Genomic DNA, 26864 nt, shown 5'->3' on the forward strand with positions numbered 1-26864 from the left:
GGTTTTTTGGGTTTTTAGACCTGTAGGAGCACCCCATTAATGAGCTTCGGCGCCGATGAAGAGATCCTTCAGGATTTCCTGGTTGAGGCCGGCGAGATTCTTGAGCAACTGTCCGAACAACTGGTCGAGCTGGAAAGCCGTCCGGATGACGCAGATTTGCTCAACGCAATTTTTCGCGGTTTCCACACTGTAAAAGGGGGCGCCGGCTTCCTTCAGCTCAATGAGCTGGTGGAGTGCTGTCACATCGCCGAAAACGTGTTCGACATCCTCCGTAAGGGTGAGCGTCGCGTTGATGCAGAACTGATGGACGTGGTGCTTGAAGCACTGGACGCGGTGAACAGCATGTTCAGCGAAGTCCGTGAACGCGCACCGATCACCGCCGCTACGCCGGAACTGCTGGCCGCTCTGGCGCGCCTGGCCGAACCGCAATCGGCGGATGAAGCCCCGGCTTCGCCAGTGGCGGAGATGATCGAAGAACTGGTCGTCGAAGGCGACGCGTCGGGCGACATCACCGATAACGAATTTGAACAGCTGCTGGACTCGCTGAACGCCGTCAAGGCTGAAGCCGAAGCCCCGGCCGCTGCTGCACCTGCGCAAACGGCCGCTGAAGCCGCGAGCGATGAAATCACCGATGCCGAGTTCGAGTCGCTGCTCGATCAACTGCACGGCAAAGGCCAGTTCGCGGTGGACGCGGTTGCGCCAGTTGCGGCAGCTCCTGCGGCACCGGCCAAGGGCGACAGCACCGACATCACCGACGACGAATTCGAAGCCCTGCTCGATCAGTTGCATGGCAAGGGCAACTTTGCCGTCGATGCGCTGGAGTCAGCGATTGCCTCGGCACCAGCGCCTGCTGCTCCCGTGGCCGCCGCGGCCGGCAGCGATCTGATCAGCGATCACGAATTCGAATCGCTGCTCGACGAATTGCACGGCAAAGGCAAGTTCAGCGAAGTCGGCACCGCGACGGCGGGCACTGCTTCGACAGTTGCCACGCCAGCCGCCAAGGCGCCGGCTGCCGTCGCCGCGCCGAAGCCTGCTGCCAAGCCTGAACCGAAAGCCGAAGCGCCAAAACCGGCTGCCGCTGCTGCACCGGCTCCGGCCCGTGCTGCCGCTGCACCGCCACCGGAAAAACCGGCGAGCGAAGCCGAGACCACCGTGCGCGTCGATACCGCACGTCTCGACGAAATCATGAACATGGTCGGCGAGTTGGTGCTGGTGCGTAACCGTCTGGTGCGCCTGGGCCTCAACAGCGGCGACGAAGCCATGTCCAAGGCCGTGTCGAACCTCGACGTGGTCACGGCTGACTTGCAGACCGCGGTGATGAAGACCCGGATGCAGCCGATCAAGAAGGTCTTCGGGCGCTTCCCGCGTCTGGTTCGCGACCTCGCGCGTCAGCTGAAGAAAGAGATCAACCTGGAACTGGTGGGTGAAGAAACCGACCTCGACAAAAACCTTGTCGAGGCCTTGGCCGACCCGCTGGTCCACTTGGTGCGCAACGCCGTCGACCACGGCATCGAGTCGCCGGAAGAACGCGAAGCGTCGGGCAAGGCCCGTGGCGGTCGCGTGGTGCTCGCGGCCGAACAGGAAGGCGACCACATCCTGCTGTCGATCTCCGATGACGGCAAAGGCATGGACCCGAACGTCCTGCGTTCGATCGCGGTAAAACGCGGTGTGATGGACAAGGACGCGGCCGATCGCCTCAGCGATACCGAGTGCTACAACCTGATTTTCGCCCCGGGTTTCTCGACCAAGACCGAGATCTCCGACGTGTCTGGCCGCGGTGTCGGCATGGACGTGGTGAAGACCAAGATTTCCCAGCTCAACGGTTCGATCAACATCTACTCGACCAAGGGCCAAGGCTCGAAGATTGTCATCAAGGTGCCGCTGACGCTGGCGATCATGCCGACGTTGATGGTCATGCTGGGCAATCAGGCGTTCGCGTTCCCGCTGGTCAACGTCAACGAAATCTTCCACCTCGACCTGTCGACCACAAATGTCGTCGACGGTCAGGAAGTGGTGATCGTGCGGGACAAGGCGCTGCCATTGTTCTACCTCAAGCGCTGGCTGGTCAGCTCCGCCGCTCACGAAGAGCAGCGTGAAGGCCACGTGGTGATCCTTTCGGTGGGCACTCAGCGGATCGGCTTCGTCGTCGATCAACTGGTCGGTCAGGAAGAAGTGGTCATCAAGCCATTGGGCAAAATGCTGCAGGGCACTCCGGGCATGTCCGGCGCCACCATCACCGGTGACGGCCGCATCGCGCTGATTCTCGATGTTCCAAGCATGCTCAAGCGTTACGCCGCACGGCGTATTTGAATCCGGGGCAGCGGGGCGACAACGTTCCGCTGCACCTAATGGAGTGTTTATGGCAGTCAAAGTCCTGGTGGTGGACGATTCGGGTTTTTTCCGCCGCCGCGTCTCGGAAATTCTTTCAGCAGATCCGAGCATCCAGGTGGTCGGCACCGCAACCAACGGTAAAGAGGCGATCGATCAGGCGCTGGCGCTCAAGCCGGACGTGATCACCATGGACTACGAGATGCCAATGATGGACGGCATCACAGCAGTGCGGCACATCATGCAGCGCTGCCCGACTCCGGTGTTGATGTTCTCCTCGCTGACCCACGAAGGCGCTCGGGTAACCCTGGATGCGCTGGACGCCGGCGCGGTGGATTTCCTGCCGAAGAATTTCGAAGACATCTCGCGCAATCCCGAGAAGGTTAAACAACTGCTGTGCGAAAAAGTGCATAGCATCTCGCGCAGTAACCGTCGTTTCAGTGCTTACAGCGCGCCGGCTCCAGTGGCTGCGCCCGCACCTGCGCCAACCCCGGCGGCATCAAGCTTCAGCAGCCACAGCACTCATGCTCCGGCCCGTCCGGCGCCTGCCCCTGTGCATGCACCAGCTCCAAGCCGCGCGTCGACGGCCAGTTCGTCCTCGCCAGCACCGAAACGCAAAGCCTACAAACTGCTTGCCATCGGCACCTCGACGGGCGGCCCGGTTGCGCTGCAGCGCGTGCTGACTCAGTTGCCGGCGAACTTCCCGGCACCGATCGTGTTGATCCAGCACATGCCGGCGGCGTTCACCAAAGCGTTTGCCGAGCGTCTCGACAAGCTCTGCCGCATCAGCGTCAAGGAAGCCGAGGATGGCGACATCCTGCGTCCGGGCCTGGCGTTGCTGGCCCCGGGTGGCAAGCAAATGATGATCGACGGCCGTGGCGCGGTGAAGATTCTGCCGGGCGACGAGCGCCTGAATTACAAGCCGTGCGTGGACATCACGTTCGGTTCGGCGGCGAAATCCTACGGTGACAAAGTTCTGGCGGTGGTATTGACCGGCATGGGCGCTGACGGCCGTGAAGGCGCGCGTCTGCTCAAGCAGGGCGGCAGCTCGATCTGGGCGCAGGACGAAGCCAGTTGTGTGATCTACGGCATGCCGATGGCCATCGTCAAAGCTGACCTCGCCGATGCGGTGTACAGCCTGGACGATATCGGCAAGCACATCGTCGAGGCGTGTATCTGATGGATGTTTTAAGCCTTATCGGGATCATCATGGCGTTCGTCGCCATCATCGGCGGCAACTACCTGGAAGGGGGTCACCTCGGTGCGCTGGCCAACGGCCCGGCGGCACTGATCGTACTGGGCGGCACCATCGGTGCTGCGCTGCTGCAATCGCCGATGAGCGCGTTCAAACGCGCCATGCAGATTCTGGCCTGGATCTTCTTTCCGCCGCGTGTCGACCTGGCTGGCGGCATCGACCGTGTGGTCAACTGGAGCCTCACCGCGCGCAAGGAAGGCCTGCTCGGTCTGGAAGGCGTGGCTGACGCCGAACCTGACAACTACTCGCGCAAGGGCCTGCAACTGCTGGTCGACGGCGCCGAGCCGGAAGCGATCCGCAGCATCCTCGAAGTGGATTTCTACACTCAGGAAGCGCGCGACATCGAAGCCGCCAAAGTCTTCGAAAGCATGGGCGGTTACGCGCCAACCATCGGCATCATCGGTGCGGTGATGGGCCTGATCCATGTGATGGGCAACCTCGCTGATCCAACACAACTGGGCAGCGGCATCGCCGTTGCTTTCGTCGCGACCATTTATGGCGTGGCCAGTGCCAACCTGATCCTGCTGCCGGTGGCGGCCAAACTGAAGTCTATTGCGCTACGGCAGTCGCGTTATCGCGAAATGTTGTTGGAAGGCATTTTGTCGATCGCCGAAGGTGAAAACCCTCGCTCCATCGAGTTGAAGCTTCAGGGCTTCATGGATTAAGGGAATAAGCTCATGGCTCGTCGTCGCCACCAGGAAGAGCATGTAAACCACGAACGCTGGCTGGTTTCCTACGCTGACTTCATCACATTGCTGTTCGCGTTCTTCGTGGTCATGTACTCGATTTCGTCGATCAACGAAGGCAAGTACAAAGAGATCTCCGAAGCGCTGGTCGGCGTTTTCAAAGACTCCGACCGCGCGCTCAAACCGATCCCGATCGGCGATGAACGGCCGAAGACCGTGACCCCGGCCAAGCCGCTGGTCAAGGACGCCGAGCAGATCGACGCCGGTATCGCCGGTGCCAGCGATCCGCTGAAAAGCATCGCCGATGACATCAGCGCTGCGTTCGGTGACCTGATCAGCTCCAACCAGATGACCGTGCGCGGCAATGAACTGTGGGTCGAGATCGAACTCAACTCCAGCCTGTTGTTCGGTAGTGGCGACGCCATGCCGAGCGACATCGCGTTCAACATCATCGACAAGGTGGCGGCGATTCTGAAGCCGTTCGATAACCCGATTCACGTCGAAGGTTTCACCGATGATCAGCCGATCCGCACCGCGCAGTACCCAACCAACTGGGAACTGTCCTCCGCGCGTTCGGCGAGCATCGTGCGCATGCTGGCGATGCAGGGCGTGAACCCTGGTCGTCTGGCGTCGGTGGGTTACGGTGAGTTTCAACCGGTCGCCAACAACGCCACCGTTGAAGGCCGCGCGAAGAACCGTCGCGTGGTGTTGGTGGTGTCGCGCAATCTCGATGTGCGCCGCAGCCTAACGGGCACCGGGACCGCCAATGCGCAACCGGACGCCGCGTTGAAGCGTGCTGGCACACAAACTGCACCGACCCCGGTCAAGACGCCGGGACGCGAGAGTGCCGTCAATTCTCCGTCACCCGCATTAACACGCTGAGCTATGTCTCGGTCGAGGATATCGGCCGGGAGGAACGAACTGAATGAGAGTCTGGGCAGTCGCCAATCAAAAGGGTGGTGTCGGTAAAACCACATCCTCCATCGCTTTAGCCGGATTGCTGGCCGAGGCGGGCAAGCGTGTGGTTGTGGTCGATCTCGACCCGCACGGCTCGATGACCAGCTATTTCGGTTACGACCCCGACAGCCTGGAGCACAGCAACTACGACCTGTTTCTGCATAAGGGCAGCGTGCCGCAAGGCCTGCCGGGGCAGTTGCTGTTGTCGACCAGTGATGAACGTATTTCCCTGTTGCCGTCGAGCACTGCGCTGGCGACCCTCGAGCGGCAGTCGCCGGGGCAGAGTGGCCTCGGTCTGGTCATCGCCAAGAGTCTGGCGCAGCTGTGGCAGGACTTCGATTACGCGGTAATCGACAGCCCGCCCTTGCTCGGCGTGCTGATGGTCAACGCCCTCGCGGCGAGCCAGCAACTGGTGATCCCTGTGCAGACCGAGCATCTGGCCGTCAAAGGTCTGGAACGCATGGTCAACACCCTGGCGATGATCAACCGTTCGCGCAAACAGGCGCTGCCGTTCAGCATCGTGCCGACCCTGTTCGACCGCCGTACGCAGGCATCGATGCACACCTTGCGGGTGCTGCGTGACAAGTTTCCCGACGAGATCTGGCAGGGCTACATCCCGGTCGATACCCGTCTGCGCGATGCCAGCCGAGCCGGTGTCACGCCTTCGCAATTCGACGGCAAGAGCCGTGGCGTGCTGGCCTACCGCGCGCTGCTCAAGCATCTGTTGGCGCAACAACTTGTTCCGCAGGTGGCGTAAACATGAACCGCCCGGTCAAACTCACCTCGCGCCCGCAATTGGCCTTGCAGTCCTATCTGGAAGACTTGCTGCATGACGTTCCGGAAGCGCTGCCAGCGGTAGTCGCGGCGCAACCTGACGTGGTGGAAAGCGCCGAGGCACTGGACGAGTTTCAGGCTGCGGTGCTGGAAGAGCAGGCCCGTGATGCGCAGAAAGCGGCCAGACCGATTGCTGCGCCATCCGCCGCGCCGGTTGCCAAAGCGCCAGTGGCGTTGATCGAAGAAACGCGCGCGCCAGTCTCGACACTCGCGCCGCTGTTGCAAACCCGGTTGCTGACGACCACGCCGGAAACGGCCGTGGTCGAACCGGCCCCAGCTCCAGCGCCAGTTGCGCCCGCACCCGTCGAGCAGACGCTGGTACCGCCGCTGGTGGAAGTGCATCTGCCGCCGAACAACACGCCGCCACCGGTGGAAACCGATGGCCGTCCAGCGTGGGCCTCCGAAGCGTTCGAGTGCCTGCTGTTCGACGTCGCCGGGCTGACCCTGGCCGTGCCGCTGGTGTGCCTCGGTTCGATCTATTCGCTGGCCGGCCATGAGCTGACGCCGCTGTTCGGTCAGCCGGAATGGTTCCTCGGAATTCTGCCGAGCCAGGCCGGCAACCTGAAAGTTTTGGACACCGCACGCTGGGTCATGCCCGATCGCTATCGCGATGACTTCCGTCAGGGCCTGCAGTATGTGATTTCGGTACAAGGTTACGAGTGGGGGCTGGCGGTGCATCAGGTCAGCCGCTCGTTGCGTCTGGACCCGAATGAAATCAAATGGAGAAGTCATCGAGGTCAGCGGCCATGGCTCGCCGGCACGGTGATTGAACACATGTGCGCCTTGCTCGATGTCTCCGCACTGGCGGAGTTGATCGCCAGTGGCGGGGCAAAGCACATGTCCGGCAGTAAGCCGAACCACAAACCGACATAAACAGACAGTACCGGCATCGATATGCCGGAATACGAAACATAAACCGCCATGCGCGGTACTTCGAGGGGCTAGGGTATGAACGACAAGGCGACGGCGGCAAAGGGTTCTGAAGATCCGATCCTGCAATGGGTAACCTTCAAACTGGACAACGAAACCTACGGCATCAACGTGATGCGCGTTCAGGAAGTGCTGCGCTACACCGAGATCGCTCCGGTGCCGGGCGCGCCAAGCTACGTGCTGGGCATCATCAACCTGCGCGGTAACGTGGTCACCGTGATCGACACCCGTCAGCGCTTCGGCCTGAGCACCGGCGAGATCAGCGACAACACCCGTATCGTCATCATCGAAGCCGACAAGCAAGTCGTCGGCATCATGGTCGACAGCGTGGCCGAAGTGGTTTACCTGCGTCAGTCGGAAATCGAGACCGCGCCAAACGTCGGCAACGAAGAGTCGGCCAAGTTCATTCAGGGCGTGTGCAACAAGAACAACGAGTTGCTGATCCTGGTCGAGCTGGACAAGATGATGAGCGAAGAAGAATGGTCGGACCTGGAGAATATCTGATTGATTCTCGAGGTCGCGGTCATTGTCCTGTTCCTCTTCTGGGCAGGCACCCTGGCAATGTTTGTGTCGTACATCAAGGCGCAAAAAGTGATTGCCGCGCAACAGGCTCAGGGCGATGCGCTGCGTGATCAGCGCATCAAAGACCTGGCCAAACGCGTCGACGATTACCAGAACGGTAACGTGCGCATGGGCGACGCGCTGCACGAGCTGCGTGCGGTGGTGAGCCCGTTGCCGGACAAAATCGTTGCGCTGGAACAGCGCGACCCATCGAGCCTGTCATTCGCCCAAGCGGCGAAACTGGTGGGCATGGGCGCGAGCGTCGATGAACTGACTCAGTCGTGTGGGTTGACCCAGGCTGAGGCGGAGTTGATGCGCAAGCTGCACAAGAACTAGAAGCAAGATCAAAAGATCGCAGCCTTCGGCAGCTCCTACAGGGGAAACGCTAATCCCGATGCAGGAGCTGCCGAAGGCTGCGATCTTTTTTTTTAATTGGAAGTGCCGTTGGTCAGGACTGTCAGATCTGACAGTAGATAACAATCTTCGGCACTCAACATACTCGTGATGAATTCAACTTCATCAGGGTATGAATATGAAACTCTTCCTGTTCCTGACTTTCGTTTTCTCCGCTGCTGTTAATCCCATGTCCGGTCAGGCATCAGTGACGGACTTGAATGCGAGATATCAAAGCAATGTCGCCCAGTGCTCAAATGGAACTCCCGCCTATTATTGTTCAGGGATCCTCCTGAGGGCAGTCGATTACAACGCGTTCTTCAAGTTCTGGGATTATGGGTCGCAGGCGACAAAACTCGGATCTGTTGCATTCACTTATATTCGTTCGGATGTCGGTAGTGGCGCGCTGAACGGAAACAGAAAAAGCGGCTTCATCTTGAAAGACCAGACTTCGGCGTTAGCGGAAAATAAGGCCGTGAATGTGCGTTGTATTTTTCCCTTCCCAACCGAATCACTTGATGAACGGGCAGATCACGGATGTGGATTTGCACCGAGGATGGCGCAAGCTGATCCTGATCTTGCCAACTGTGCAAAGTTGGCGGGCTCTCCCACTACGGCTTCGGCATGGTTGAAGAATTTCAAGGAACATAATTCTCTACCAAAGAACCAATGTTCATTAAGTACGGTTGTCGCCACGCAATTCAAGGCCAGTCTGGAAGCACACAAGCTTGTGGATGCTGTGTGGACCGCGAAGCCCATGGAGGTCCTCATTCAGACCTGGGATGAGAGCAAACCTGAAAAGCTTCCTGTAGAGGCAGTTTTTTATGATGTGTCCACGCCAGCGAAGCTGGCGGATGCACAGAAATTTCAGCGTGAATACTACTTGGCAACCTCGCTATATCTGCCCATTGTCAGACTTGATCTTGGTGCGCCCAACCAGAATGTGTTCAGTGTTTCAGTTTCAGATCAGATTTACGGCCAGGTAGTGGCGGAACAGCTGAACGCGCGGTATGAAAACGTCTCTGAAACCTGTGCTGGTAAGAGTGCATATTTTTGTAACGGGGTGCTGATCCGCGTGACCAAAGCAACAATCAGTTATCACGCTTGGGACCCTAGTCGGACTTCGATTGCTCGTAATGGAGTGGCGTTTTCATATTTGCGTCAGGACTTGCAAATGGCTCGACTCTATCGGGGTGAAGTGACGGGCTTCGTATTCAAAAGTCTTGATATGGCAGCAAAGGCTGATTCTTATCCAACGCCGGTACGATGTTCGTTTCCCTTTGATGGTGCAACGGACAGACGGTATATGTCGTGCGGACGTCATGACTACTTTGCTGGCGAAGGTAACTCATGTATGGAAATGGGGATTAATACCCTGGCCAAATGGAAGGGGCATTACCACGCGCATGATAGCCGGCAGTATCATCAATGTTCTTTAGGGCCCGAACCCGAGCAATTCTCGATCTTTCTAAAAGCTAGAAACAATTTTGACCACGCAGCAGATCTAAATTTTCCAAATGAAATAGTAGTTGCGGCTTGGCCTGTCGGTATTCCAAAGCAACTGCCACTTGAGGCGTTTTTTTATGTCGCTTCGCCAACAGGGCTGGCTGGGGCTCAGTATATTCAGAAGGATTATTTTCAGCAGACGGGACGGTACTTGCCGGTTATTCGATTGACGATTGATGATCATGTTTTTAATTTTAGTTATCACGAAGGAGATCAGGGGGTATCAAGTTATGGGTCTTGATTTGTTCTGGTCTTTGAGTCAATAGCCCCTTGTGGGGGGGCTATTTCCCCTTTTTGCCAGGCGCTTCTAGGCCGCCAATAGCGTCGATGACTTCAAGACGAGCGATTTTAAAAATCTGTGGCGCGGGTTGGCCAACCTTCAATTTCGCGCGTCTCGGCGCTCATGTTTTGCGTCTCCATGTTGGGCTTTTACGCAGACCCCTGCTATTGCGCAGCATGGAGCGCTTTTAAAGCTGCACCCTCAATACCTGAGAGAACATGCTGTGCTCATCGATACCGGGCCGGTTGACGCTGTAGTTGATCAACACCGCCTTGCCCTTGTTTTCTTTGATCCATTCACCCGGAATTGCGAACTCTGCCGTTATTCCTGTAGTGAGGGGTCGCCACTCGGTTCTACGAATCACCACGCCGGCTAGGCGCACGCGCGCGCTGTATCCGGTGAGCAACCCTGGAAACCGGATGGTGACGGTACTGAGGTCAGGAGTAAGGCGTGGGGGCGTCAGGGTGAATGCTTGAGCATCGATTGCCAGGCGCAAGGCTTCTGAGCGATGCAGTGGCCCATTCGCATAGTTACGCAGCGTAAAACTGACATTCACCGTACTGCCGATGGCGTCCACGACTTCGAGGCGAGGAACCTCAAAGGTCATGGACCCCACGTGCGCCACGGGCGTTATAACGCTGTCGAAAACATGGCGGGACGATGCCCATCGCGCTCGAATGGTTTGTCCGGGCGCCATTCCAACAAATTGGGGGATCTGGATCGTCGCGTGTCTGGCGTAGTAGATATCCGCCATCTTCAATCGATCGCCAGCTTCACCGTAAGCCTCTAGAATCGATGGAATTTTTAGCTCAATGGTGGTTTTCACGTTTACAACTTTGGGCTGGGAAGTTCTGCCGCGCACCGTGTAAGTGATAGTGACCTTGCTTTGATCGCTTTCTCTCGCCCATTCGAGTGGAATGGCAAAATCCAGAGTTTCTCCACCGGTATAGCGCTTTGGGGTGGTTGGACGGGAAATGCGTCCCTGCCAGTCAACACTGACGAGGTCATTGAGGTGCAATCCGCTCTTGGGAACCCTGACGAAGAGTTCTGTCAGAAAGGCCGGATCGATGGAACCGGCTTGTTCGCCTGTGACTTCAGGTGGCAAGAGAGGGGCGGTATCTCCCAGAGTTACGCTGACTCTGGTCGCAATCGCCCACGGCGCAAAAGGGTGTGGGAAGTTGCCACAGCGATCGATAACCTGAAAGTTGACAGCGTGAATGCCTTGTCCTGCGCGCTCGATCAAGGCCTTGCTGAAGAAAACCTCGATTGGACAGTTGAGCGGGTCGTCGATGTTACGTTGAGTGACGGGATAGAATGTCGCTGTCTCCGATACTCCCCACCGCGCGACTATTTTGTCGTAGATCGTCATATTGGGGTAAGGCAGAACCAGCAGGCGTATGCCGTTATCGACCATGCCTTGATCAATGCCATTTGCGACATCAGGAACAAATCGATAGCGCAGGTTCGGATGCCCAGCAGGTTCTGGCTGGTCAAGTTGGCCGCCAGGATAGGTGCGTTTGACCAGCACCTTCAGCTTTGCTGAGTCTTCCGGTGTCTGGTGTCTAGCTTCCACGGTATAAAAAACCAGTGCGGAGCCGTCGAGGACTTCCTGGCCGCTCAGGTTGAATACAACTTCTTTGTTGAGTTTGTCATCGGAGTCGATGACTTCCAGCCTGATCGGTGAGGCAACGTTCTGCCAGTACAATCTGCATTCATCCCCCAACTTCATTTGCCAAGGGGAGATGTTTATACGCAGGCCTCGCTCGAAGGCATTGATTCCCACGCCACCGTCGTACAGCTCTTCACCCTCGACTGGTTCCACAAAGCCCGAAATATCGACAGGTCGCAGGGCTTGAATCGCATTATCTGAGCCGGTTTTCGATTGCGTTATCATTGGATTCTCCTGAAAAAAGCGCGGTGCGGCTTCCAGGAATGATCTGGCCAAATTCAGTGCAATTCGCCAACTGTCAGATCTGACAGTCCCGACGAGTGGTCCCCCATGTCAGTAGTCTGCACCCCGATCGGTGATGTCCTTTTCGACCATCGGCGCATTCGGGTCCTGCCCCTCGGGGAATTTCCCTTTCAGATTCCACGCAAACGCGATGATCTCGGCGATCGTCCGGTACAGCTCTTCCGGAATGCTGTCGCCCAACTCCATCCGCGCCAGCAAGCGCACCAATTCAGCGTTTTCATAAATCGGCACTTCGCAATCGCGAGCAATGCGCAGAATCTCTTCGGCCAGTTCATCATCACCCTTGGCGGTGAGGGTCGGGGCGTGGTTGCCGTCGTATTTGAGGGCGACGGCCTGGCGTGGGGCAGTGGAATCGTTCATGCGGTTTCGTCGACCCAGCGGTGTTCGAGGCGGGTTTGGTTGCCTTGCGGCGGGGTGCCGAGGTGGCAGTCGATATCGCCGACGTTGAGCCCGCGATCGAGCAGACGCTGGCGCAGGGCGAACAGATTGTTTTCGATCAGATCTGCGGTGTAAGGCCGTTCGGCCCAGAGCTGACTCGACAGGCTGCCGGCGATCAACTGCGCCTGAATCTGCATCGGCCCAAGCGGTTCCATATCGAACGCCAGATCGACGCGCCACAGGTGCTGTTTCGGCTCACGCTCGTCGCGACGTTCGTTCGGCTGTGGTTCGCGCTCCGGCGCTTCTTCACGCTGGAACTTCACCTGCAACGGCACGATGTCTTGCAAGTTGCGCATGGGGATTTCCAGCTGCCAGGTGCTGAGCAGGCGGCCATCGTCAGTGACGCCGGTCTGCTCCAGGCTCGACAGTTGATGGCTTTGCAGACGCGAAACAGCAGCAGCGGCCAAACGCAGTAGCTGTTCCAGATCACCTTCGCCGTCGAGGCTTTGCAGCAAGCGATCAGGCAGGGGAAAGCTGCTCGGCACCGGTTTGGCGCTGACCTGACCAAGCATGCCGAGCGCGTTGCGAACGAAACTCGGCAGCGCTTGCGCCAGGGTGTTGGCGGCGATGATCGCGTTGAAACTGGTGCTGCTCGGCAGGCCCGGGGTCAGTTGCGCGATCAGCTTGAGGAGGTCGGCTTTCATGTCCGGCGCCAGTGTCGGGTTCTGTCCGCCGAGCAGTTTCGCTTCGAGGAACGCGCCGCTGTTGGCCAGGGCCAGGGCGACACCTTTGGCGGTGCTCAGTTGCTGCACATCGGGCAGGCTGGCGAGCAATTTGTCGACCACTGCGCGCAGGTCCTGCGAGGTCTGATCGGTGTCCGCCGGCAGGTTTTGCAGCGCGTTCAACAAACCCGTCAGCGAGGCCTGGCGGCTTTGCTGGCCAAGCAGTTGCTGGCTGACAGCCAGTCGCTCCTGGCGGCTGCTCATCGGCAGGAATTTCAGGGTTTGCGTGTCTTCGACCAGCGCCGACAGCAGGGTGCCGATGCGCAGCGGTTGCGGGCTGTCGATGGTCAGTGTGCTGCCGCTCTGTGCGGTATTGAGCAAAGTGACCAGCGAGCGGAACACCGTCGCTTGCCCCGGCGTCTGTGGCAGCACTTGCGAGGTCAGCACTTTGCCTTGCAGCAGCGTGCCCACTGGCAACTGTGCGGTATCGATGCGGGTGAGGGCGGCGACGCTGCTGGCGATGGCTTGTTGCACCGTGATCGCCAGGTTGCCCGCCGAGGGCTGAGTGATCGCCAGACTGGTGCCCTGAGGCAACGGCAGATTGCTGGTCGCCTGCACGGTGGTTTGGCGGCCACTGTCCAGCGTCACCTTGAGCAGTAACTGGAAGGTCTGGTCCGCTTGCTTGAGCGACAACACCTCGGCCTTGGCACTTTGCCCGGCACTGATCAGGCCCTCGACCGGCGTCAACAGCTTGAGCAGCTCGCCGACCTGCGGGCGAACGGTCGCCGCGGTGGTGGGCGGGAGCGGGAGGATGTTCATTTCGCCTGTCATACGCGGACACAACCTGAGGAAATTGCACTCTTGAGAGTAAGGCACGCCATGTATAATGCCGCGCGTCTTGCGCTTCGATCAAAAAACATAACAATTGTTTGACGCAGCTCTCTAGATTGCGCCGTCAATGCATCTATTCTGCATCTCTTTAACGGCCGCACCAGAGCCGACTTGAACCGTATAAGGCCCGTGATCCCTTGACCAGTCCTGTCCTGCAAACCGTTGCCCTCGCGTGTGAACGTGATCTCAGGCTGCTCTTCGAAAATCTCGAATTGCGACTGGCCAGTGGCGATATGGTGCAGATCAGCGGCCCTAACGGCAGTGGTAAAACCAGTTTATTACGGCTGTTGGCGGGGCTGATGCAGCCGACCGACGGTCAGGTCCTGCTCAATGGTCAGCCACTGACCGAGCAACGCAGCGAACTCGCACGCAATCTGCTGTGGATCGGCCACGCCGCCGGGATCAAGGATCTGCTGACCCCGGAAGAAAACCTCTCGTGGCTGTGCGCCCTGCATCATCCCGCCGAACGCGAGGCCATCTGGCAAGCGCTGGCAGCGGTAGGATTGCGCGGTTTCGAAGATGTTCCCTGTCATAGTCTGTCCGCCGGCCAACAACGCCGCGTGGCGCTGGCGCGTCTGTATCTGGACAGCCCGCCGTTGTGGATTCTTGATGAGCCATTCACCGCACTGGACAAGCAGGGCGTGGCGCAACTCGAAGAACACCTGGCTGCTCACTGCGAAGGCGGCGGATTGGTGGTGTTGACCACGCACCATACGCTGAGCCGGATGCCGGCCGGTTATCGCGACATCGATCTGGGGAACTGGGCAGTATGAGTGTGTTTGGCCTGCTGGTTGCCCGTGAATCCCGATTGCTGTTTCGCCGCCCGGCGGAGCTGGCCAATCCGCTGATTTTCTTCGCTATCGTCATCGCTTTGTTCCCGCTGGCCGTCGGCCCGGAAACTCTAGTGTTGCAAAACCTGTCCCCCGGGTTAGTCTGGGTGGCGGCGCTTTTGTCGGTCCTGCTCTCGCTGGACGGGCTGTTCCGCAGTGATTTCGAAGATGGCTCCCTGGAACAGTGGGTCCTTTCGTCGCACCCGCTGCCACTTCTGGTGTTGGCCAAGGTGCTGGCACACTGGCTTTTCTCCGGCCTGGCGCTGGTTTTGCTCTCACCGCTGCTGGCGTTGATGCTCGGTTTGCCTGCCGCCTGCCTGCCGGTTTTGCTGCTTTCGTTGTTGTTGGGCACACCGGTGCTGAGCTTGCTCGGCGCGGTGGGCGCGGCACTGACGGTCGGTTTGAAACGCGGCGGCCTGTTGCTGGCGCTGCTGATTCTGCCGTTGTACATCCCGGTGTTGATCCTTGGCAGTGGCGCCTTGCAGGCCGCCTTGCAAGGCATGCCGGCGACCGGGTATCTGCTGTGGCTTGGTAGCCTGACCGCCCTGGCGATCACCCTGACACCCTTTGCAATAGCTGCTGGCCTGAAGATCAGCGTCGGCGAATAATAATGAGGTCTGGTTAGAAATTAACCGCTTTTTAATAAAAGCATGACCCTATGCCAGCTCACACCGATGAGCGGCACCCGTGATGGAAACAGTATGAACTGGACCTGGTTTCACAAGCTCGGCTCGCCCAAGTGGTTCTACGGCATCAGCAGCAAGTTCTTGCCGTGGTTGAGCATCGCAGCGTTGCTGCTGATCGGCGTCGGCGTCGTTTGGGGCCTGGCCTTTGCGCCGCCGGACTATCAGCAAGGCAACAGCTTTCGCATCATCTATATCCACGTACCCGCCGCGATGCTCGCTCAGTCGATCTACGTGATGCTCGCGGTGTGCGGTGTGGTCGGGCTGGTGTGGAAGATGAAACTGGCCGACGTCGCCCTGCAATGCGCCGCGCCGATCGGCGCGTGGATGACCGCTGTGGCGCTGGTCACCGGGGCGATCTGGGGTAAACCGACCTGGGGCTCGTGGTGGGTCTGGGACGCGCGGCTGACCTCGATGCTGATTCTGCTGTTCCTGTATTTCGGCGTGATCGCGCTGGGCAATGCCATCAGCAACCGCGACAGCGCCGCCAAAGCCTGCGCGGTGCTGGCCATCGTCGGCGTGATCAACATCCCGATCATCAAATACTCGGTGGAGTGGTGGAACACCCTGCACCAAGGCGCGACCTTCACCCTCACCGAAAAACCGGCGATGCCGGCGGAAATGTGGCTGCCGCTGTTGCTGACCGTGCTGGGTTTCTACTGCTTCTTCGGCACCGCTTTGCTGTTGCGCATGCGCCTCGAAGTGCTCAAGCGCGAAGCCCGCGCCAGTTGGGTGAAAGAAGAAGTGCAGCACAGTCTGGAGGCCGTTCGATGAGTTTTGCTTCATTCGGCGACTTCCTCGCCATGGGCCATCATGGCCTGTATGTCTGGTCGGCCTACGGCATCTGTCTGGCGGTGCTGGCACTTAACGTGGCGGCGCCGATCCTGGCCCGCAAGCGGTATCTGCAACAAGAGGCGCGTCGTCTGCGCCGGGAGAACGGCAAGTGAATCCGCTGCGCAAGAAACGTCTGATCATCATTCTGGCCATTCTGGTCGGGGTCGGCGCTGCCGTCGGCCTGGCCTTGAGCGCCCTGCAGCAGAACATCAATCTCTTCTATACGCCGACCCAGATCGCCAACGGCGAAGCGCCGCAAGACACGCGCATTCGCGCCGGTGGCATGGTCGCGAAGGGCTCGCTGCAACGCTCGCCAGATTCGCTGGACGTCAAATTCGTCGTCACCGACTTCAATAAATCCGTGACCATCGCCTATCGCGGCATCCTCCCGGATCTGTTCCGCGAAGGGCAGGGCATCGTCGCCCTCGGCAAGCTCAACGCTGACGGTGTTGTCGTCGCCGATGAAGTCCTGGCCAAGCACGACGAGAAGTACATGCCGCCGGAAGTGACCAAAGCGTTGAAAGACAGCGGTCAATCTGCACCAGCGCCTGTGAAGGAGGGTTGATCAATGACGTCGGCGATTTTTATTCCTGAGTTGGGCCATCTGGCGATGATTCTGGCGCTGTGTTTTGCGCTGGTGCAGGCCGTGGTGCCATTGGTGGGTGCCTGGCGCGGTGACCGTTTCTGGATGAGTCTGGCCCAACCCGCCGCGTGGGGGCAGTTTGCGTTTTTGCTGTTCGCGTTCGGCGTGTTGACCTACGCGTTCATGACCGATGATTTCTCCGTCGCCTATGTGGCGAACAACTCCAATACTGCGTTGCCGTGGTATTACAAATTCAGCGCCGTGTGGGGCGCCCATGAAGGTTCGTTGCTGCTGTGGGCGCTGATCCTCGGCGGCTGGACTTTCGCGGTGTCGGTGTTCTCCCGGCAGTTGCCGCAAGTCATGCTCGCCCGTGTGCTGGCGGTGATGGGCATGATCAGCACCGGTTTCCTGCTGTTCCTGATCCTCACGTCCAACCCGTTCAAACGCATCCTGCCGCAAATGCCGAGCAATGGCGCTGACCTCAATCCGCTGTTGCAAGACATCGGCCTGATTGTTCACCCGCCGATGTTGTACATGGGTTACGTCGGTTTTTCCGTGGCCTTCGCCTTCGCCATCGCGGCGTTGATGGGCGGTCGCCTCGATGCCGCGTGGGCCCGCTGGTCGCGTCCGTGGACCATCGTCGCCTGGGCGTTTCTCGGTATCGGCATCACCCTCGGTTCGTGGTGGGCGTATTACGAACTTGGCTGGGGCGGTTGGTGGTTCTGGGACCCGGTGGAAAACGCTTCCTTCATGCCGTGGCTGGTCGGCACCGCGCTGATCCACTCGCTGGCGGTCACGGAAAAACGTGGCGTGTTCAAGAGCTGGACGGTATTGCTGGCGATTGCCGCGTTCTCGCTGAGCCTGCTCGGCACGTTCCTCGTACGTTCCGGCGTGCTCACCTCGGTGCACGCGTTCGCCTCCGATCCTGAACGCGGCGTGTTTATTCTGATCTTCCTGCTGTTTGTGGTCGGTGGTTCGCTGACCCTGTTCGCCTTGCGCGCGCCAGTGGTGAAGAGTCAGGTCGGTTTCAACCTGTGGTCGCGGGAAACCCTGCTGCTGGGCAACAACCTGGTGCTGGTGGTGGCGGCGTCGATGATCCTGCTCGGCACGCTGTACCCGCTGATTCTCGACGCCCTCAGCGGCGCGAAGATGTCGGTCGGCCCGCCGTACTTCAACGCGCTGTTCATTCCGTTGATGGCGCTGCTGATGATGGTCATGGCGGTCGGTGTGATCGTGCGCTGGAAAGACACCCCGGTGAAATGGCTGGCGAGCATGCTGACCCCAGTGCTGTTGGGTAGCGTTGCGCTGGCGGTGGTTGCCGGCGTCGCTTACGGCGACTTCAACTGGGCGGTGATTGCGACCTTCCTGCTTGCTGCGTGGGTGCTGCTGGCCGGTGCCCGCGACATCGTCGACAAGACCCGCCACAAAGGTTTGATCAAAGGCTTGCTAACGCTGACCCGCAGCTATTGGGGCATGCAGATCGCCCACCTCGGCATCGCCGTGTGTGCGTTGGGCGTGGTGTTGTCGAGTCAGAACAGTGCCGAACGCGACCTGCGTCTGGCGCCGGGCGAATCGATGGACCTGGCCGGTTATCATTTTGTCTTCGAAGGCGCCAAGCACTTCGAAGGGCCGAACTTCACCTCCGACAAAGGCACCATCCGTGTCATTCGTGACGGCAAGGAAGTCAGCGTGCTGCACCCGGAAAAACGTCTGTACACGGTGCAGAACTCGGTGATGACCGAAGCCGGGATCGACGCCGGTTTCACTCGCGACCTTTACGTTGCCCTCGGCGAGCCGCTGGACAACGGTGCGTGGGCGGTTCGCGTACACGTCAAACCGTTTGTGCGGTGGATCTGGTTCGGCGGCTTGCTCACCGGTTTCGGTGGGTTGCTGGCGGCGCTGGATCGACGTTATCGGGTCAAGGTGAAAGCCAAGGTGCGTGAAGCACTGGGCATGACGGGAGCGGCTGCATGAGACGTTGGTTGATGCTGGTGCCACTGGCGATTTTCCTGCTGGTGGCGGTGTTTCTTTATCGCGGTCTGTACCTCGATCCGGCGGAACTGCCGTCGGCGATGATCAATAAGCCGTTCCCGGAGTTTTCCCTGCCAAACGTGCAGGGCGACAAGAGCCTGACCAAGGCTGACATTCTCGGCAAACCGGCGCTGGTCAACGTCTGGGGCACCTGGTGCATTTCCTGCCGGGTCGAGCATCCGGTGCTGAATAAACTCGCCGAGCGCGGCGTGGTGATCTACGGCATCAACTACAAGGACACCAACGCCGATGCCTTGAAGTGGCTGGCCGAATTCCACAATCCGTACGTGCTCGACATCCGCGACGACGAAGGCTCGCTGGGCTTGAACCTCGGTGTGTACGGCGCGCCGGAAACCTTCTTCATCGACGCCAAGGGCATCATCCGCGACAAATACGTCGGCGTGATCGACGAGCAGGTCTGGCGCGAAAAACTCGCGGCCAAATATCAGGCGCTGGTCGATGAGGCCAAGCCATGAAGCGTTTTTTAGCCGCGCTGGTATTGGGCCTGAGTCTGGTCGGTGTCGCCCATGCCGCCATCGATACGTATGAGTTCGCCAAAGAAGGTGATCGCGAGCGTTTCCGCGAATTGACCAAGGAACTGCGCTGCCCCAAGTGCCAGAACCAGGACATCGCCGACTCCAACGCACCGATTGCCGCTGACCTGCGCAAAGAGATTTTCCGCATGCTCGGCGAGGGCAAGGACAACCAGCAGATCATCGACTTCATGGTCGATCGCTACGGTGATTTCGTCCGCTACAAACCGGCGCTCAACGCCAAGACTGCGCTGCTGTGGTTCGGCCCCGCCGGTCTGCTGCTCGGCGGTTTGGTGGTGATCGCAGTGATCGTTCGCCGGCGTCGCGGGCAACGCACCGAAACCCCGCAATCGCTTTCCGCCGATGAGCGTCAGCGCCTCGATCAACTGTTGGATAAAAACCAAGAATGACTGATTTCTGGCTTGCCGCAGGGCTGTTGCTTCTGGTCGCCCTGAGTTTTCTGCTGATCCCGGTGCTGCGTGAGCGGCGCGCCCAGCGTGAAGAGGATCGAACTGCGCTGAACGTTGCGCTGTATCAGGAGCGTGTCGCCGAACTGCAATCGCAACAGGCGGAAGGCGTGCTCGACGCTGCGCAGATGGACAGCGGTCGTGCCGAGGCGGCGCGTGAGTTGCTGGCGGATACCGAAGGCGCAGCTTCGCCGCGCGTGTCGAAACTGGGCAAACCGTTTCCGCTGCTGGCGGCCGTGTTGGTGCCGGTGTTGGGTTTGGGTCTGTATCTGCATTTCGGTGCTGCCGACAAAGTCGAACTGACCCGCGAATTCGCCCAGGCACCGCAGTCGATGGAAGAGATGACCCAGCGCCTGGAACGTGCCGTCGCCGCGCAACCGGATTCTGCTGAGGGTCTGTATTTCCTCGGTCGGACCTACATGGCGCAAGAGCGTCCGGCGGACGCGGCGAAGATGTTCGAACGCGCCGCCAATCTGGCCGGTCGCCAGCCGGAACTGCTCGGCCAGTGGGCCCAGGCGCAGTATTTTGCGGATGGCAAAAAGTGGTCGGCAAAAATCCAGGCGCTGACCGACGAAGCGCTGAAGGCGGACCCGAAAGAAGTCACCAGTCTTGGTCTGCTCGGTATCGCCGCGTTTGAAGGCGAGCGGTATCAGGAAGCGATCGATTACTGGAACCGTCTGCTGGCGCAACTGCCGCCGGAGGACAGTTCTCGGGCAGCGCTGCAAGGCGGGATCAAACGCGCCGCCGAGCGTCTGGAAGCCAGCGGCGGCAAGGTCGCTCAAGCTGCAGCGCCAAAAACAGCCTTGCTGAAAGTCAGCGTGGATCTGGCCAGCGAGCTCAAAGGCAAAGTGCAGCCGGGCGACAGCGTTTTCATTTTTGCCCGCGCCACCTCCGGCCCACCGGCACCGCTGGCGGCCAAACGCCTGACCGTGGCCGATCTGCCGGTAACCGTCGAACTGGGCGATGCCGACGCAATGATGCCGCAGTTGAAACTGTCGAACTTCCCTGAAGTCCAACTGGTTGCGCGCATCTCACGGGCCGGTCAACCGACCGCCGGTGAGTGGGTCGGTCGCAGCGGCCCTCTGGCCAGCAGCACCACCGCACTACAAAAACTGACCATCGACAGCCCGGACAAATAGCCGGGCACAACAGGAAAGCACCGCCATGCAAACCATCGCCCGAATCACAGTCCTCACACTGGCCCTGGGCTTGAGTGCATGTGCGGTACAACGCCCCGAGCCGACCACCAACCTGCCGCCGATCCCGCCGTCGCAGCCAAGCCCGACCCCGTCGACCTCGCCAACACCGGGCAAAAGCATCCCGGCGAAACCAACCAAACCAGTGCCGCGCACCTCGGCCAGCTTCGCCCCGCCACCGGGCGGCAATAGCCACTGGGACCAGAAACTCGGCGTCTATGTCCTCGACGACCAGACCAACACCTTCTACCGCCAGCGCACCTACTACCGCTGGAACAACGGCTGGAGCCGCGCCGTCAGCCCCAACGGCCCGTGGGAAGACACCAACATCCACGGCGTGCCACCGGGGCTGGGCAAACAGTTCGCGCAGTGAATGAAAACGGCGATCTTTGGATCGCCGTTTTTTTGTCTGTCATTTGAAAGCGTTCGCGGGTATTGGCTAAGCGAGCAAGCCCTGAACATACTCAACAAACGCCCGCGCCTTGGCACTCGCCATTCTCCCGGTGGGAAATACCGCCCATAAATCCAGGTCGGGCAGGGTCCAGTCGTGCATAACCCTTTTCACTGCGCCGCTGGCCAGCTCTCGGGCGAACATCCATTCGGAAGCGATTGTCAGGCCCTGATCGGCCAGTACGGCTTCGCGTACACCTTCGGCCGCGCTGACGCGCAAGCGTCCGCTGAGGATCACCGATTGTTTTTCTGTTCCTTTGGCAAACTGCCAAGTGCTGCCGCTGCCGAGGTTGTAGACGACCGCCTGATGTTTGCTCAAATCGGCGGGGCAGCTTGGCTCGCCGTGTCTGGCAAAGTAGGCCGGCGTGCCGAGCACAACGCGGCGGCAGTCAGCGATCTTGCGTGCGGTGAGTCCCGAGTCGGTGAGTCCACCCATGCGCAGGGCCACATCGATGCCTTCTTCAACCAGGTTGATGTTGCGGTCGTCGAGCATCAAGTCGATGTTCAGTTGTGGATGTTGATCGAGGAACGGCCCCAGTTGCGGCACGATGTGCAAGCGTCCGAAAGTCACGGCGGCGCTGATGCGCAGATTGCCGCTCAGGCCGCTGGCGATGCCTCGCGCAGCGTTGTCGGCCTCGTCGGCTTCTTCGAGGGCGCGTTTGGCCCGCTCGAAAAACGCGAGCCCGGCTTCGGTCGGGGTCAGGCCTCGGGTAGAGCGCAGGAGCAGGCTGACGGCCAGACGTTTTTCCAGATGCGCGATGGTTTTCGATACGGCGGGCTGACCGATATTCAGCCGTCGGGCCGCAGCGGAAAACGAGCCGGTTTCGACGACGCAGACGAAGGTTTCCATGGCGGCGAGGCGGTCCATCAATGCTCCTGTACAAGTCTGGAAATTATCGTAGATTCCTGTGGGAGCGAGCCTGCTCGCGAAAGCGGTGTATCAGCGACATCAATGTGTCTGACGTACCGTATTCGCGAGCAGGCTCGCTCCCACCCGGTATTCAGTATGTTGATCAGAACGCAGCTTTGCCGACCGAGGCGCCGCCATCGACGAACAAGGTTTGTCCGGTGATGAAGCCGCTCTGCTCGGACAACAGAAATGCAATCGCCGAGGCAATCTCCTCCGGTTGCCCAAGCCGTCCCATCGGCACCCCCGCCAGATACCGCGCTTCACCCTCGCTGCCCGGCGCGATCCAGATGTTCGGCCAGCGCCCGGCCAATGCCTTTGCTGGCGCCGGTGATGAGGAAAGTACGTCGGGTCATGGCAACTCCTGGGCATTCAATCGGGTCAGCCACGCAATGCATCCAGCATCGCTTCAGGCTCGGGACGCTGAGTGTAATCGGGGTTGACCTCGGCGTAACGAATCACGCCGTCCTGACCGATCACATAACGCGCCGGCATCGGCAAGGTCCAGGCTGGATCGTCGTTGAAGGTCGGCAGGTCATTGCGCAGATTCTTGTACAGCTCAATCAAATAGTCTGGCAGTTCGAAGCGCAAACCGAAGGCTGCCGCGACGTCATTGCGCGGGTCGCTGAGGATCGGGAATTGCAGTTTATTGATGCGTTGCGACTTGCGGCTGTTGGCAACGATCTGCGGTGAAATCGCCAAAAGGCTCGTCCCGTTGTTTTCAATCACAGGCAGAAACGCCTGTAATGCTTGCAGCTCCATGTTGCAGTACGGACACCAGACGCCACGATAAAACGTCAGCACCAAAGGCCCTTGTGCCAGCCGATCAGCGGACGAGACCGGATGCCCTTCAGGATCTTTGAGGGTGAACAGCGGAGCCGTATCGCCGACCTTCAACGCACGATTGGCGGCGCCAGAGGCGATCAGTTCAGCGGTGGCACGCTCCATCACCGGATGAATGTCGGCCGGGGCGTTGTAAGGCGGTTTGCCGGCCTTGAAGTCGGCTTTAAAGGCATCGAGTTGTGCTTGCAGGGTCATGGTCGAAAGTCCTGAAGACGCGCCGGTAGTGGCTGGGTTCAAGAGTGACCGTCAGGCGCGTGTAGGGGAACGCAGGTGCGGGGCATAGCATTCATGCTGGCGGGGAATGGGTGGGCTCATCACATGCTGTAAAAGAACCGAACATCGCTCTGAATACTTTCTGTGCAGTTATGCACGGAGTTACGTACCTGTAGGCCTTCGCCTGCTCGCGATTGCAGAGTGTCAGTCAATAGATCTGTGACTGACACTCTGCAATCGCGAGCAGGCGAAGGCCTACAGGGGGGCTCATTCTTCTTCGGCAGTCCCTTCAGCCTTTAAGGCCTTACGCCGCTGCCAATGAACCACGCTGCGAAGCACTCAAAAACCGCAACAACGCCAACAGCGGAAACACACTGCCGACAATCACGATCCACAACCAGCCGCCATGCTCGTACACCGCACTGGCCACCGACGAGCCGAAGGCGCCGCCGATGAAAATGCTGGTCATGTACAGCGCGTTCAGTCGACCACGGCTTTTTGCGTCCAGCGAATAGACCGCGCGTTGGCCGAGGACCATGTTCATCTGCACGCAGAAGTCGAGCACTACGCCGGTCACGGCCAAGCCGATGACGCTGTAGGCCGGGTGGATGAAGGCGGGGAGGAAGCTCAGGCTGGCGAACAGCATGGCCAGCAGCGAAGCGATGCGAGTGTGGCCGGCGTCGGCCAGGCGGCCGCTGATCGGTGCGGCAATGGCACCGATGGCGCCAACCAGGGCGAAGATGGCGATTTCGCTCTGCGACAAACCATGGTTGCGCGCCAGTTCCAGCGGCACGGCGGTCCAGAACAGGCTGAACGTGGCGAACATGCAGCCCTGATAAAACGCCCGTTGACGCAGCACCGGTTGCTGACGCAGGAGTGTCCACAGCGAGCCGATCAGTTGGCCATACGTAGCGCTGTGATCCGGCTGACGCTTGGGCACGGTCAACGCCAGCACCACGCTGATCGCCGCCATCAGTGCGGCAGCAATCATGAACATTGCGCGCCAGCCCAAATGGTCGGCCACCACACTCGACACCGGCCGAGCCAGCAGAATACCCAGCAATAAGCCGCCCATGATGCCGCCGACCACGCGGCCACGGGATTCTTCCGGCGCCAAGTGTGCGGCCAGTGGAATCAGAATCTGCACCGACACCGAACTGAAGCCCACCAACAAAGAAATCAGCAAAAACACATTCGGCTGATCGGTAAATGCCGCCGCCAGCAGGCTGGCAATCGCCACCACCGTAGTGATGATCATCAACCGGCGGTTTTCCAGCAGATCACCCAGCGGCACCAGGAAGAACAGGCCCAGCGCATAGCCGATCTGCGTCAGCGAGACGATGAAGCTGGCCATGGTGTCGCTCAGGCCAATGTCCGGCGCGATCAGGCCGATGATCGGCTGCGCATAATAAATGTTGGCAACGATGGCGCCGCAGCAGAAGGCGAACAGCAGCACCATGCCTCGGGTCATTGCGTGAGTGGTGGTGGTCATAAGGTTTCTCGATCCAGCGAAAGGGAATGCGGTGAGGCTATGGGACAAATCCGAAGGGCAGAAGACGCCGTCGGTTGATATCAGTTATTCCGTTGCGGAATGACCGGATGTCATCGGCCTGTCATCCATCGGCAGACCTTGCGTCTGACCATTAAGGGTCGATGATACATTCACTTACATCCTGTTCGATAGCGTGCTTATGTTTGCATCGGCTTGTTCCACATTCATCACCGGAGGATTGCAATGTTTGGTCAGACGCTTCGCCATACCGCAACCATTGTTCTGATTTGCCTGCTCGGCGCGATGAGCGCACAGGCCGCCGACGCACCGGGGATGCGCATCGGTGTGCGCGGCGAGATCACCGGGGTCAGCGCCGACTCACTGAAAGTCCACGTCAACAGCGGCGAGAACGTGGTGATTCAGTTGGCGGCCGACACCAAGGTTCGCGCCGTCACCCTGGCCAATATCGAAGACATCAAACCCGGCAGCTACATCGGTTCGGCGGCGATGCCGCAGGAGGATGGCACGCTCAAGGCCCTTGAGGTTCATGTGTTTCCGCCGGAGCTGGCGGGGAGTGGCGATGGGCATCGGCCGTTTGATTTGGCCAAGGGCAGCAGCATGACCAATGGCAGCGTCGGCGATCTGGTGGTGAGCAACGGGCGAGTGCTGACGGTGAATTACAAGGGCGGACAGCAAAAGATACTGGTGCCGGAGGATGTGCCGATCGTGAATCTCGAGCCGGGGGATCGGAGCTTGCTGAAGGTCGGGGTGAAGATCGTGACGTTCGTCACGCAGAGTGCGGATGGCACGTTGACGGCGCAATCGATCTCCGCCGGTAAGGACGGCGTTACCCCGCCGATGTAATAGTCACCGCATGACCCTGGGGGAGCGAGCCTGCTCGCGAATGCGGTATGTCAGGCGACATGGATGTTGAATGTGCCAAACTCTTCGCGAGCAGGCTCGCTCCCACAGGGGGCAGTGTTGGATGGAAGTATGCGCACAAAAAAGGCGACCCCTGAGGGTCGCCTTTTTCACGCCTGTCTAAGCCTTACTGGCCGCTATAAATCTGATCAAAAACCCCACCATCATTGAAGTGAGTCTTCTGCACCGTACGCCAGTCACCAAAGGTCTTCTCCACCGACAGGAAATCCACTTTCGGGAAACGATCGGTGTACTTTGCCAACACCGCCGGATCACGCGGACGCAGGTAGTTCGCCGCCGCGATTTCCTGACCTTCCGGCGACCACAGGTACTTCAGGTACTCATCCGCCGCCGCACGCGAACCCTTCTTGTCGACCACTTTATCGACCAGAGAAACCGGCGGCTCAGCCTCAGCCGAGACGCTCGGGTAGATCACTTCAAACTGATCACGACCAAACTCGCGAGCAATCATTTCTGCTTCGTTTTCGAAGGTCACCAGTACGTCGCCGATCTGGTTGGTCATGAACGTGGTGGTCGCGGCACGGCCACCGGTATCGAGCACCGGCGCTTGCTTGAACAGTTTGCCGACGAAGTCTTTGGCTTTGTTCTCGTCGCCGCCATTCTTCAGCACATAACCCCAAGCCGACAGGTAGGTGTAGCGACCGTTACCCGAAGTTTTCGGGTTTGGCACGATCACCTGCACGCCGTCCTTGAGCAGATCCGGCCAGTCTTTCAGGGCTTTCGGGTTGCCTTTGCGCACGATGAATACAGTGGCCGAAGTGAATGGGGCGCTGTTGTTCGGCAGCCGCGTGACCCAGTTTTCCGGCACCAGTTTGCCGTTGTCGGCGAGGGCGTTGATGTCGGTGGCCATGTTCATGGTGATGACGTCAGCCGGCAGGCCGTCGATCACCGAGCGCGCTTGCTTGCTCGAACCGCCGAACGACATCTGCACGGTGATGTTTTCGTTGTGCTCGGCTTGCCAGTGTTTCTGGAACGCAGTGTTGTAGTCCTTGTAGAAATCGCGCATCACGTCGTAGGAAACGTTGAGCAGCGTCGGGGCTGCCTGAGCGATGTTGGCCAAGGCCAGGCCGGCGGCGAGAAGTGAGGCGCCAAAGAGTTTTTTCACTGCGTATTCCTTGTTCTATCTGTGTAGGAGCAGGGGGTGATGTTCAATTGCCACTGACTATA

At 59.5% G+C, this 26864-nt stretch carries 27 protein-coding genes and 1 pseudogene; 20 read left to right on the forward strand and 8 right to left on the reverse strand.

Going from position 1 to position 26864, the window contains the following annotated elements; all coding sequences use genetic code 11:
• The first annotated feature begins 39 nt into the window (after positions 1-39).
• The 9 genes from ACQ4OE_RS15320 to ACQ4OE_RS15360 all read left to right on the forward strand — a co-directional run bounded on the left by ACQ4OE_RS15320 (position 40) and on the right by ACQ4OE_RS15360 (position 9691).
• The gene (locus ACQ4OE_RS15320) at positions 40-2310 is read left to right on the forward strand and encodes a chemotaxis protein CheA (protein WP_430947116.1); all 2271 of its coding nucleotides are present in this window, start codon (positions 40-42) and stop codon (positions 2308-2310) included.
• A 49-nt stretch (positions 2311-2359) separates the two neighbouring features.
• The gene (locus ACQ4OE_RS15325) at positions 2360-3508 is read left to right on the forward strand and encodes a protein-glutamate methylesterase/protein-glutamine glutaminase (RefSeq protein WP_430947117.1); all 1149 of its coding nucleotides are present in this window, start codon (positions 2360-2362) and stop codon (positions 3506-3508) included.
• On the forward strand, positions 3508-4248 hold the full coding sequence (locus ACQ4OE_RS15330; protein WP_008077689.1) for a flagellar motor protein: 741 nt from the start codon (positions 3508-3510) through the stop codon (positions 4246-4248). The genes ACQ4OE_RS15325 and ACQ4OE_RS15330 overlap by 1 nt, the downstream gene beginning before the upstream one ends.
• A 12-nt stretch (positions 4249-4260) precedes the next feature.
• Positions 4261-5151, forward strand: a complete 891-nt coding sequence (gene motD, locus ACQ4OE_RS15335; protein WP_008077690.1) for a flagellar motor protein MotD — start codon at positions 4261-4263, stop codon at positions 5149-5151.
• A gap of 43 nt (positions 5152-5194) precedes the next feature.
• Positions 5195-5983, forward strand: a complete 789-nt coding sequence (locus ACQ4OE_RS15340) for a ParA family protein (protein WP_008077691.1) — start codon at positions 5195-5197, stop codon at positions 5981-5983.
• A gap of 2 nt (positions 5984-5985) precedes the next feature.
• Positions 5986-6933 carry a CheW domain-containing protein gene (locus tag ACQ4OE_RS15345; RefSeq protein WP_430947118.1) on the forward strand — a complete coding sequence of 316 codons (948 nt, stop codon included), beginning with the start codon at positions 5986-5988 and terminating at the stop codon, positions 6931-6933.
• Positions 6934-7008: 75 nt separating this feature from the next.
• Positions 7009-7494 (forward strand): chemotaxis protein CheW, encoded by a 486-nt coding sequence (locus ACQ4OE_RS15350; RefSeq protein WP_042558251.1) that lies wholly within the window; start codon positions 7009-7011, stop codon positions 7492-7494.
• Entirely contained in the window at positions 7495-7887 is a 393-nt protein-coding gene (locus ACQ4OE_RS15355; RefSeq protein ID WP_430947119.1) for a DUF2802 domain-containing protein, read from the forward strand. It abuts the gene before it with no gap.
• A 196-nt stretch (positions 7888-8083) separates the two neighbouring features.
• Positions 8084-9691, forward strand: coding sequence for a hypothetical protein (locus tag ACQ4OE_RS15360; RefSeq protein WP_430947120.1), 1608 nt, complete (start codon positions 8084-8086; stop codon positions 9689-9691).
• Positions 9692-9917: 226 nt separating this feature from the next.
• Here ACQ4OE_RS15360 and ACQ4OE_RS15365 read toward each other — a convergent pair whose 3' ends face one another.
• The 3 genes from ACQ4OE_RS15365 to ACQ4OE_RS15375 all read right to left on the reverse strand — a co-directional run bounded on the left by ACQ4OE_RS15365 (position 9918) and on the right by ACQ4OE_RS15375 (position 13633).
• Positions 9918-11624, reverse strand: a complete 1707-nt coding sequence (locus ACQ4OE_RS15365) for a hypothetical protein (RefSeq protein ID WP_430947121.1) — start codon at positions 11622-11624, stop codon at positions 9918-9920.
• Positions 11625-11732: 108 nt separating this feature from the next.
• The gene (locus ACQ4OE_RS15370; protein ID WP_430947122.1) at positions 11733-12062 is read right to left on the reverse strand and encodes an EscU/YscU/HrcU family type III secretion system export apparatus switch protein; all 330 of its coding nucleotides are present in this window, start codon (positions 12060-12062) and stop codon (positions 11733-11735) included.
• Complete coding sequence (locus ACQ4OE_RS15375; protein ID WP_430947123.1) at positions 12059-13633, reverse strand: flagellar hook-length control protein FliK; 1575 nt, start codon at positions 13631-13633, stop codon at positions 12059-12061. The genes ACQ4OE_RS15370 and ACQ4OE_RS15375 overlap by 4 nt, the downstream gene beginning before the upstream one ends.
• A 197-nt stretch (positions 13634-13830) precedes the next feature.
• On the opposite strand from ACQ4OE_RS15375, the gene ccmA reads away from it, so the two are divergent.
• The 10 genes from ccmA to ACQ4OE_RS15425 all read left to right on the forward strand — a co-directional run bounded on the left by ccmA (position 13831) and on the right by ACQ4OE_RS15425 (position 21223).
• Positions 13831-14466: a cytochrome c biogenesis heme-transporting ATPase CcmA gene (gene ccmA, locus ACQ4OE_RS15380; RefSeq protein ID WP_122593434.1), complete on the forward strand. Its 636-nt coding sequence runs from the start codon at positions 13831-13833 to the stop codon at positions 14464-14466.
• Positions 14463-15131 (forward strand): heme exporter protein CcmB, encoded by a 669-nt coding sequence (ccmB, locus tag ACQ4OE_RS15385; protein WP_430947124.1) that lies wholly within the window; start codon positions 14463-14465, stop codon positions 15129-15131. Before ccmA ends, ccmB begins: the two co-directional genes overlap by 4 nt.
• A gap of 93 nt (positions 15132-15224) precedes the next feature.
• The gene (locus ACQ4OE_RS15390; RefSeq protein ID WP_430947125.1) at positions 15225-15980 is read left to right on the forward strand and encodes a heme ABC transporter permease; all 756 of its coding nucleotides are present in this window, start codon (positions 15225-15227) and stop codon (positions 15978-15980) included.
• The gene (ccmD, locus tag ACQ4OE_RS15395; protein WP_008055370.1) at positions 15977-16153 is read left to right on the forward strand and encodes a heme exporter protein CcmD; all 177 of its coding nucleotides are present in this window, start codon (positions 15977-15979) and stop codon (positions 16151-16153) included. Before ACQ4OE_RS15390 ends, ccmD begins: the two co-directional genes overlap by 4 nt.
• Entirely contained in the window at positions 16150-16605 is a 456-nt protein-coding gene (gene ccmE / locus ACQ4OE_RS15400; RefSeq protein WP_430947126.1) for a cytochrome c maturation protein CcmE, read from the forward strand. The genes ccmD and ccmE overlap by 4 nt, the downstream gene beginning before the upstream one ends.
• Before the next feature lie 3 nt (positions 16606-16608).
• Positions 16609-18597 (forward strand): heme lyase CcmF/NrfE family subunit, encoded by a 1989-nt coding sequence (locus tag ACQ4OE_RS15405; RefSeq protein WP_430947127.1) that lies wholly within the window; start codon positions 16609-16611, stop codon positions 18595-18597.
• Complete coding sequence (locus ACQ4OE_RS15410; protein WP_016987490.1) at positions 18594-19130, forward strand: DsbE family thiol:disulfide interchange protein; 537 nt, start codon at positions 18594-18596, stop codon at positions 19128-19130. The genes ACQ4OE_RS15405 and ACQ4OE_RS15410 overlap by 4 nt, the downstream gene beginning before the upstream one ends.
• Positions 19127-19597, forward strand: a complete 471-nt coding sequence (locus ACQ4OE_RS15415) for a cytochrome c-type biogenesis protein (protein ID WP_122593442.1) — start codon at positions 19127-19129, stop codon at positions 19595-19597. The genes ACQ4OE_RS15410 and ACQ4OE_RS15415 overlap by 4 nt, the downstream gene beginning before the upstream one ends.
• A complete protein-coding gene (gene ccmI, locus ACQ4OE_RS15420; RefSeq protein WP_430947128.1) occupies positions 19594-20793 on the forward strand; it encodes a c-type cytochrome biogenesis protein CcmI in 1200 nt (399 codons plus the stop codon). The genes ACQ4OE_RS15415 and ccmI overlap by 4 nt, the downstream gene beginning before the upstream one ends.
• A 25-nt stretch (positions 20794-20818) precedes the next feature.
• Positions 20819-21223 carry a hypothetical protein gene (locus ACQ4OE_RS15425; protein ID WP_430947129.1) on the forward strand — a complete coding sequence of 135 codons (405 nt, stop codon included), beginning with the start codon at positions 20819-20821 and terminating at the stop codon, positions 21221-21223.
• A 66-nt stretch (positions 21224-21289) separates the two neighbouring features.
• On the opposite strand, the gene ACQ4OE_RS15430 is transcribed toward ACQ4OE_RS15425, so the two are convergent.
• The 4 genes and pseudogenes from ACQ4OE_RS15430 to ACQ4OE_RS15445 all read right to left on the reverse strand — a co-directional run bounded on the left by ACQ4OE_RS15430 (position 21290) and on the right by ACQ4OE_RS15445 (position 24755).
• Positions 21290-22168 (reverse strand): LysR family transcriptional regulator, encoded by an 879-nt coding sequence (locus ACQ4OE_RS15430; RefSeq protein WP_430947130.1) that lies wholly within the window; start codon positions 22166-22168, stop codon positions 21290-21292.
• Between the two features lie 145 nt (positions 22169-22313).
• Positions 22314-22487: pseudogene (locus tag ACQ4OE_RS15435) on the reverse strand (SDR family oxidoreductase); the annotation flags it as partial.
• A 101-nt stretch (positions 22488-22588) separates the two neighbouring features.
• Positions 22589-23245, reverse strand: a complete 657-nt coding sequence (locus ACQ4OE_RS15440) for a peroxiredoxin-like family protein (RefSeq protein WP_430947131.1) — start codon at positions 23243-23245, stop codon at positions 22589-22591.
• A gap of 322 nt (positions 23246-23567) precedes the next feature.
• A complete protein-coding gene (locus ACQ4OE_RS15445) occupies positions 23568-24755 on the reverse strand; it encodes an MFS transporter (protein WP_122593452.1) in 1188 nt (395 codons plus the stop codon).
• Positions 24756-24998: 243 nt separating this feature from the next.
• Here ACQ4OE_RS15445 and ACQ4OE_RS15450 point away from each other — a divergent pair, with 243 nt between their 5' ends.
• On the forward strand, positions 24999-25619 hold the full coding sequence (locus tag ACQ4OE_RS15450; RefSeq protein WP_430947132.1) for a hypothetical protein: 621 nt from the start codon (positions 24999-25001) through the stop codon (positions 25617-25619).
• Between the two features lie 184 nt (positions 25620-25803).
• On the opposite strand, the gene ACQ4OE_RS15455 is transcribed toward ACQ4OE_RS15450, so the two are convergent.
• Complete coding sequence (locus tag ACQ4OE_RS15455) at positions 25804-26802, reverse strand: sulfate ABC transporter substrate-binding protein (protein ID WP_430947133.1); 999 nt, start codon at positions 26800-26802, stop codon at positions 25804-25806.
• Positions 26803-26864: the final 62 nt, after the last annotated feature.

It is taken from the genome of Pseudomonas sp. WC2 (assembly GCF_050586545.1).
Classification (GTDB): domain Bacteria; phylum Pseudomonadota; class Gammaproteobacteria; order Pseudomonadales; family Pseudomonadaceae; genus Aquipseudomonas.

Coding starts and splice junctions, on each gene's coding strand:
- ACQ4OE_RS15320 (WP_430947116.1), top strand. CDS start 40: ATGAGCTTCGGCGCCGATGAAGAGATCCTTCAGGATTTCCTGGTTGAG.
- ACQ4OE_RS15325 (WP_430947117.1), top strand. CDS start 2,360: ATGGCAGTCAAAGTCCTGGTGGTGGACGATTCGGGTTTTTTCCGCCGC.
- ACQ4OE_RS15330 (WP_008077689.1), top strand. CDS start 3,508: ATGGATGTTTTAAGCCTTATCGGGATCATCATGGCGTTCGTCGCCATC.
- motD (WP_008077690.1), top strand. CDS start 4,261: ATGGCTCGTCGTCGCCACCAGGAAGAGCATGTAAACCACGAACGCTGG.
- ACQ4OE_RS15340 (WP_008077691.1), top strand. CDS start 5,195: ATGAGAGTCTGGGCAGTCGCCAATCAAAAGGGTGGTGTCGGTAAAACC.
- ACQ4OE_RS15345 (WP_430947118.1), top strand. CDS start 5,986: ATGAACCGCCCGGTCAAACTCACCTCGCGCCCGCAATTGGCCTTGCAG.
- ACQ4OE_RS15350 (WP_042558251.1), top strand. CDS start 7,009: ATGAACGACAAGGCGACGGCGGCAAAGGGTTCTGAAGATCCGATCCTG.
- ACQ4OE_RS15360 (WP_430947120.1), top strand. CDS start 8,084: ATGAAACTCTTCCTGTTCCTGACTTTCGTTTTCTCCGCTGCTGTTAAT.
- ACQ4OE_RS15365 (WP_430947121.1), bottom strand. CDS start 11,624: ATGATAACGCAATCGAAAACCGGCTCAGATAATGCGATTCAAGCCCTG.
- ACQ4OE_RS15370 (WP_430947122.1), bottom strand. CDS start 12,062: ATGAACGATTCCACTGCCCCACGCCAGGCCGTCGCCCTCAAATACGAC.
- ACQ4OE_RS15375 (WP_430947123.1), bottom strand. CDS start 13,633: ATGACAGGCGAAATGAACATCCTCCCGCTCCCGCCCACCACCGCGGCG.
- ccmB (WP_430947124.1), top strand. CDS start 14,463: ATGAGTGTGTTTGGCCTGCTGGTTGCCCGTGAATCCCGATTGCTGTTT.
- ACQ4OE_RS15390 (WP_430947125.1), top strand. CDS start 15,225: ATGAACTGGACCTGGTTTCACAAGCTCGGCTCGCCCAAGTGGTTCTAC.
- ccmD (WP_008055370.1), top strand. CDS start 15,977: ATGAGTTTTGCTTCATTCGGCGACTTCCTCGCCATGGGCCATCATGGC.
- ACQ4OE_RS15405 (WP_430947127.1), top strand. CDS start 16,609: ATGACGTCGGCGATTTTTATTCCTGAGTTGGGCCATCTGGCGATGATT.
- ACQ4OE_RS15410 (WP_016987490.1), top strand. CDS start 18,594: ATGAGACGTTGGTTGATGCTGGTGCCACTGGCGATTTTCCTGCTGGTG.
- ACQ4OE_RS15415 (WP_122593442.1), top strand. CDS start 19,127: ATGAAGCGTTTTTTAGCCGCGCTGGTATTGGGCCTGAGTCTGGTCGGT.
- ccmI (WP_430947128.1), top strand. CDS start 19,594: ATGACTGATTTCTGGCTTGCCGCAGGGCTGTTGCTTCTGGTCGCCCTG.
- ACQ4OE_RS15425 (WP_430947129.1), top strand. CDS start 20,819: ATGCAAACCATCGCCCGAATCACAGTCCTCACACTGGCCCTGGGCTTG.
- ACQ4OE_RS15430 (WP_430947130.1), bottom strand. CDS start 22,168: ATGGACCGCCTCGCCGCCATGGAAACCTTCGTCTGCGTCGTCGAAACC.
- ACQ4OE_RS15440 (WP_430947131.1), bottom strand. CDS start 23,245: ATGACCCTGCAAGCACAACTCGATGCCTTTAAAGCCGACTTCAAGGCC.
- ACQ4OE_RS15445 (WP_122593452.1), bottom strand. CDS start 24,755: ATGACCACCACCACTCACGCAATGACCCGAGGCATGGTGCTGCTGTTC.
- ACQ4OE_RS15450 (WP_430947132.1), top strand. CDS start 24,999: ATGTTTGGTCAGACGCTTCGCCATACCGCAACCATTGTTCTGATTTGC.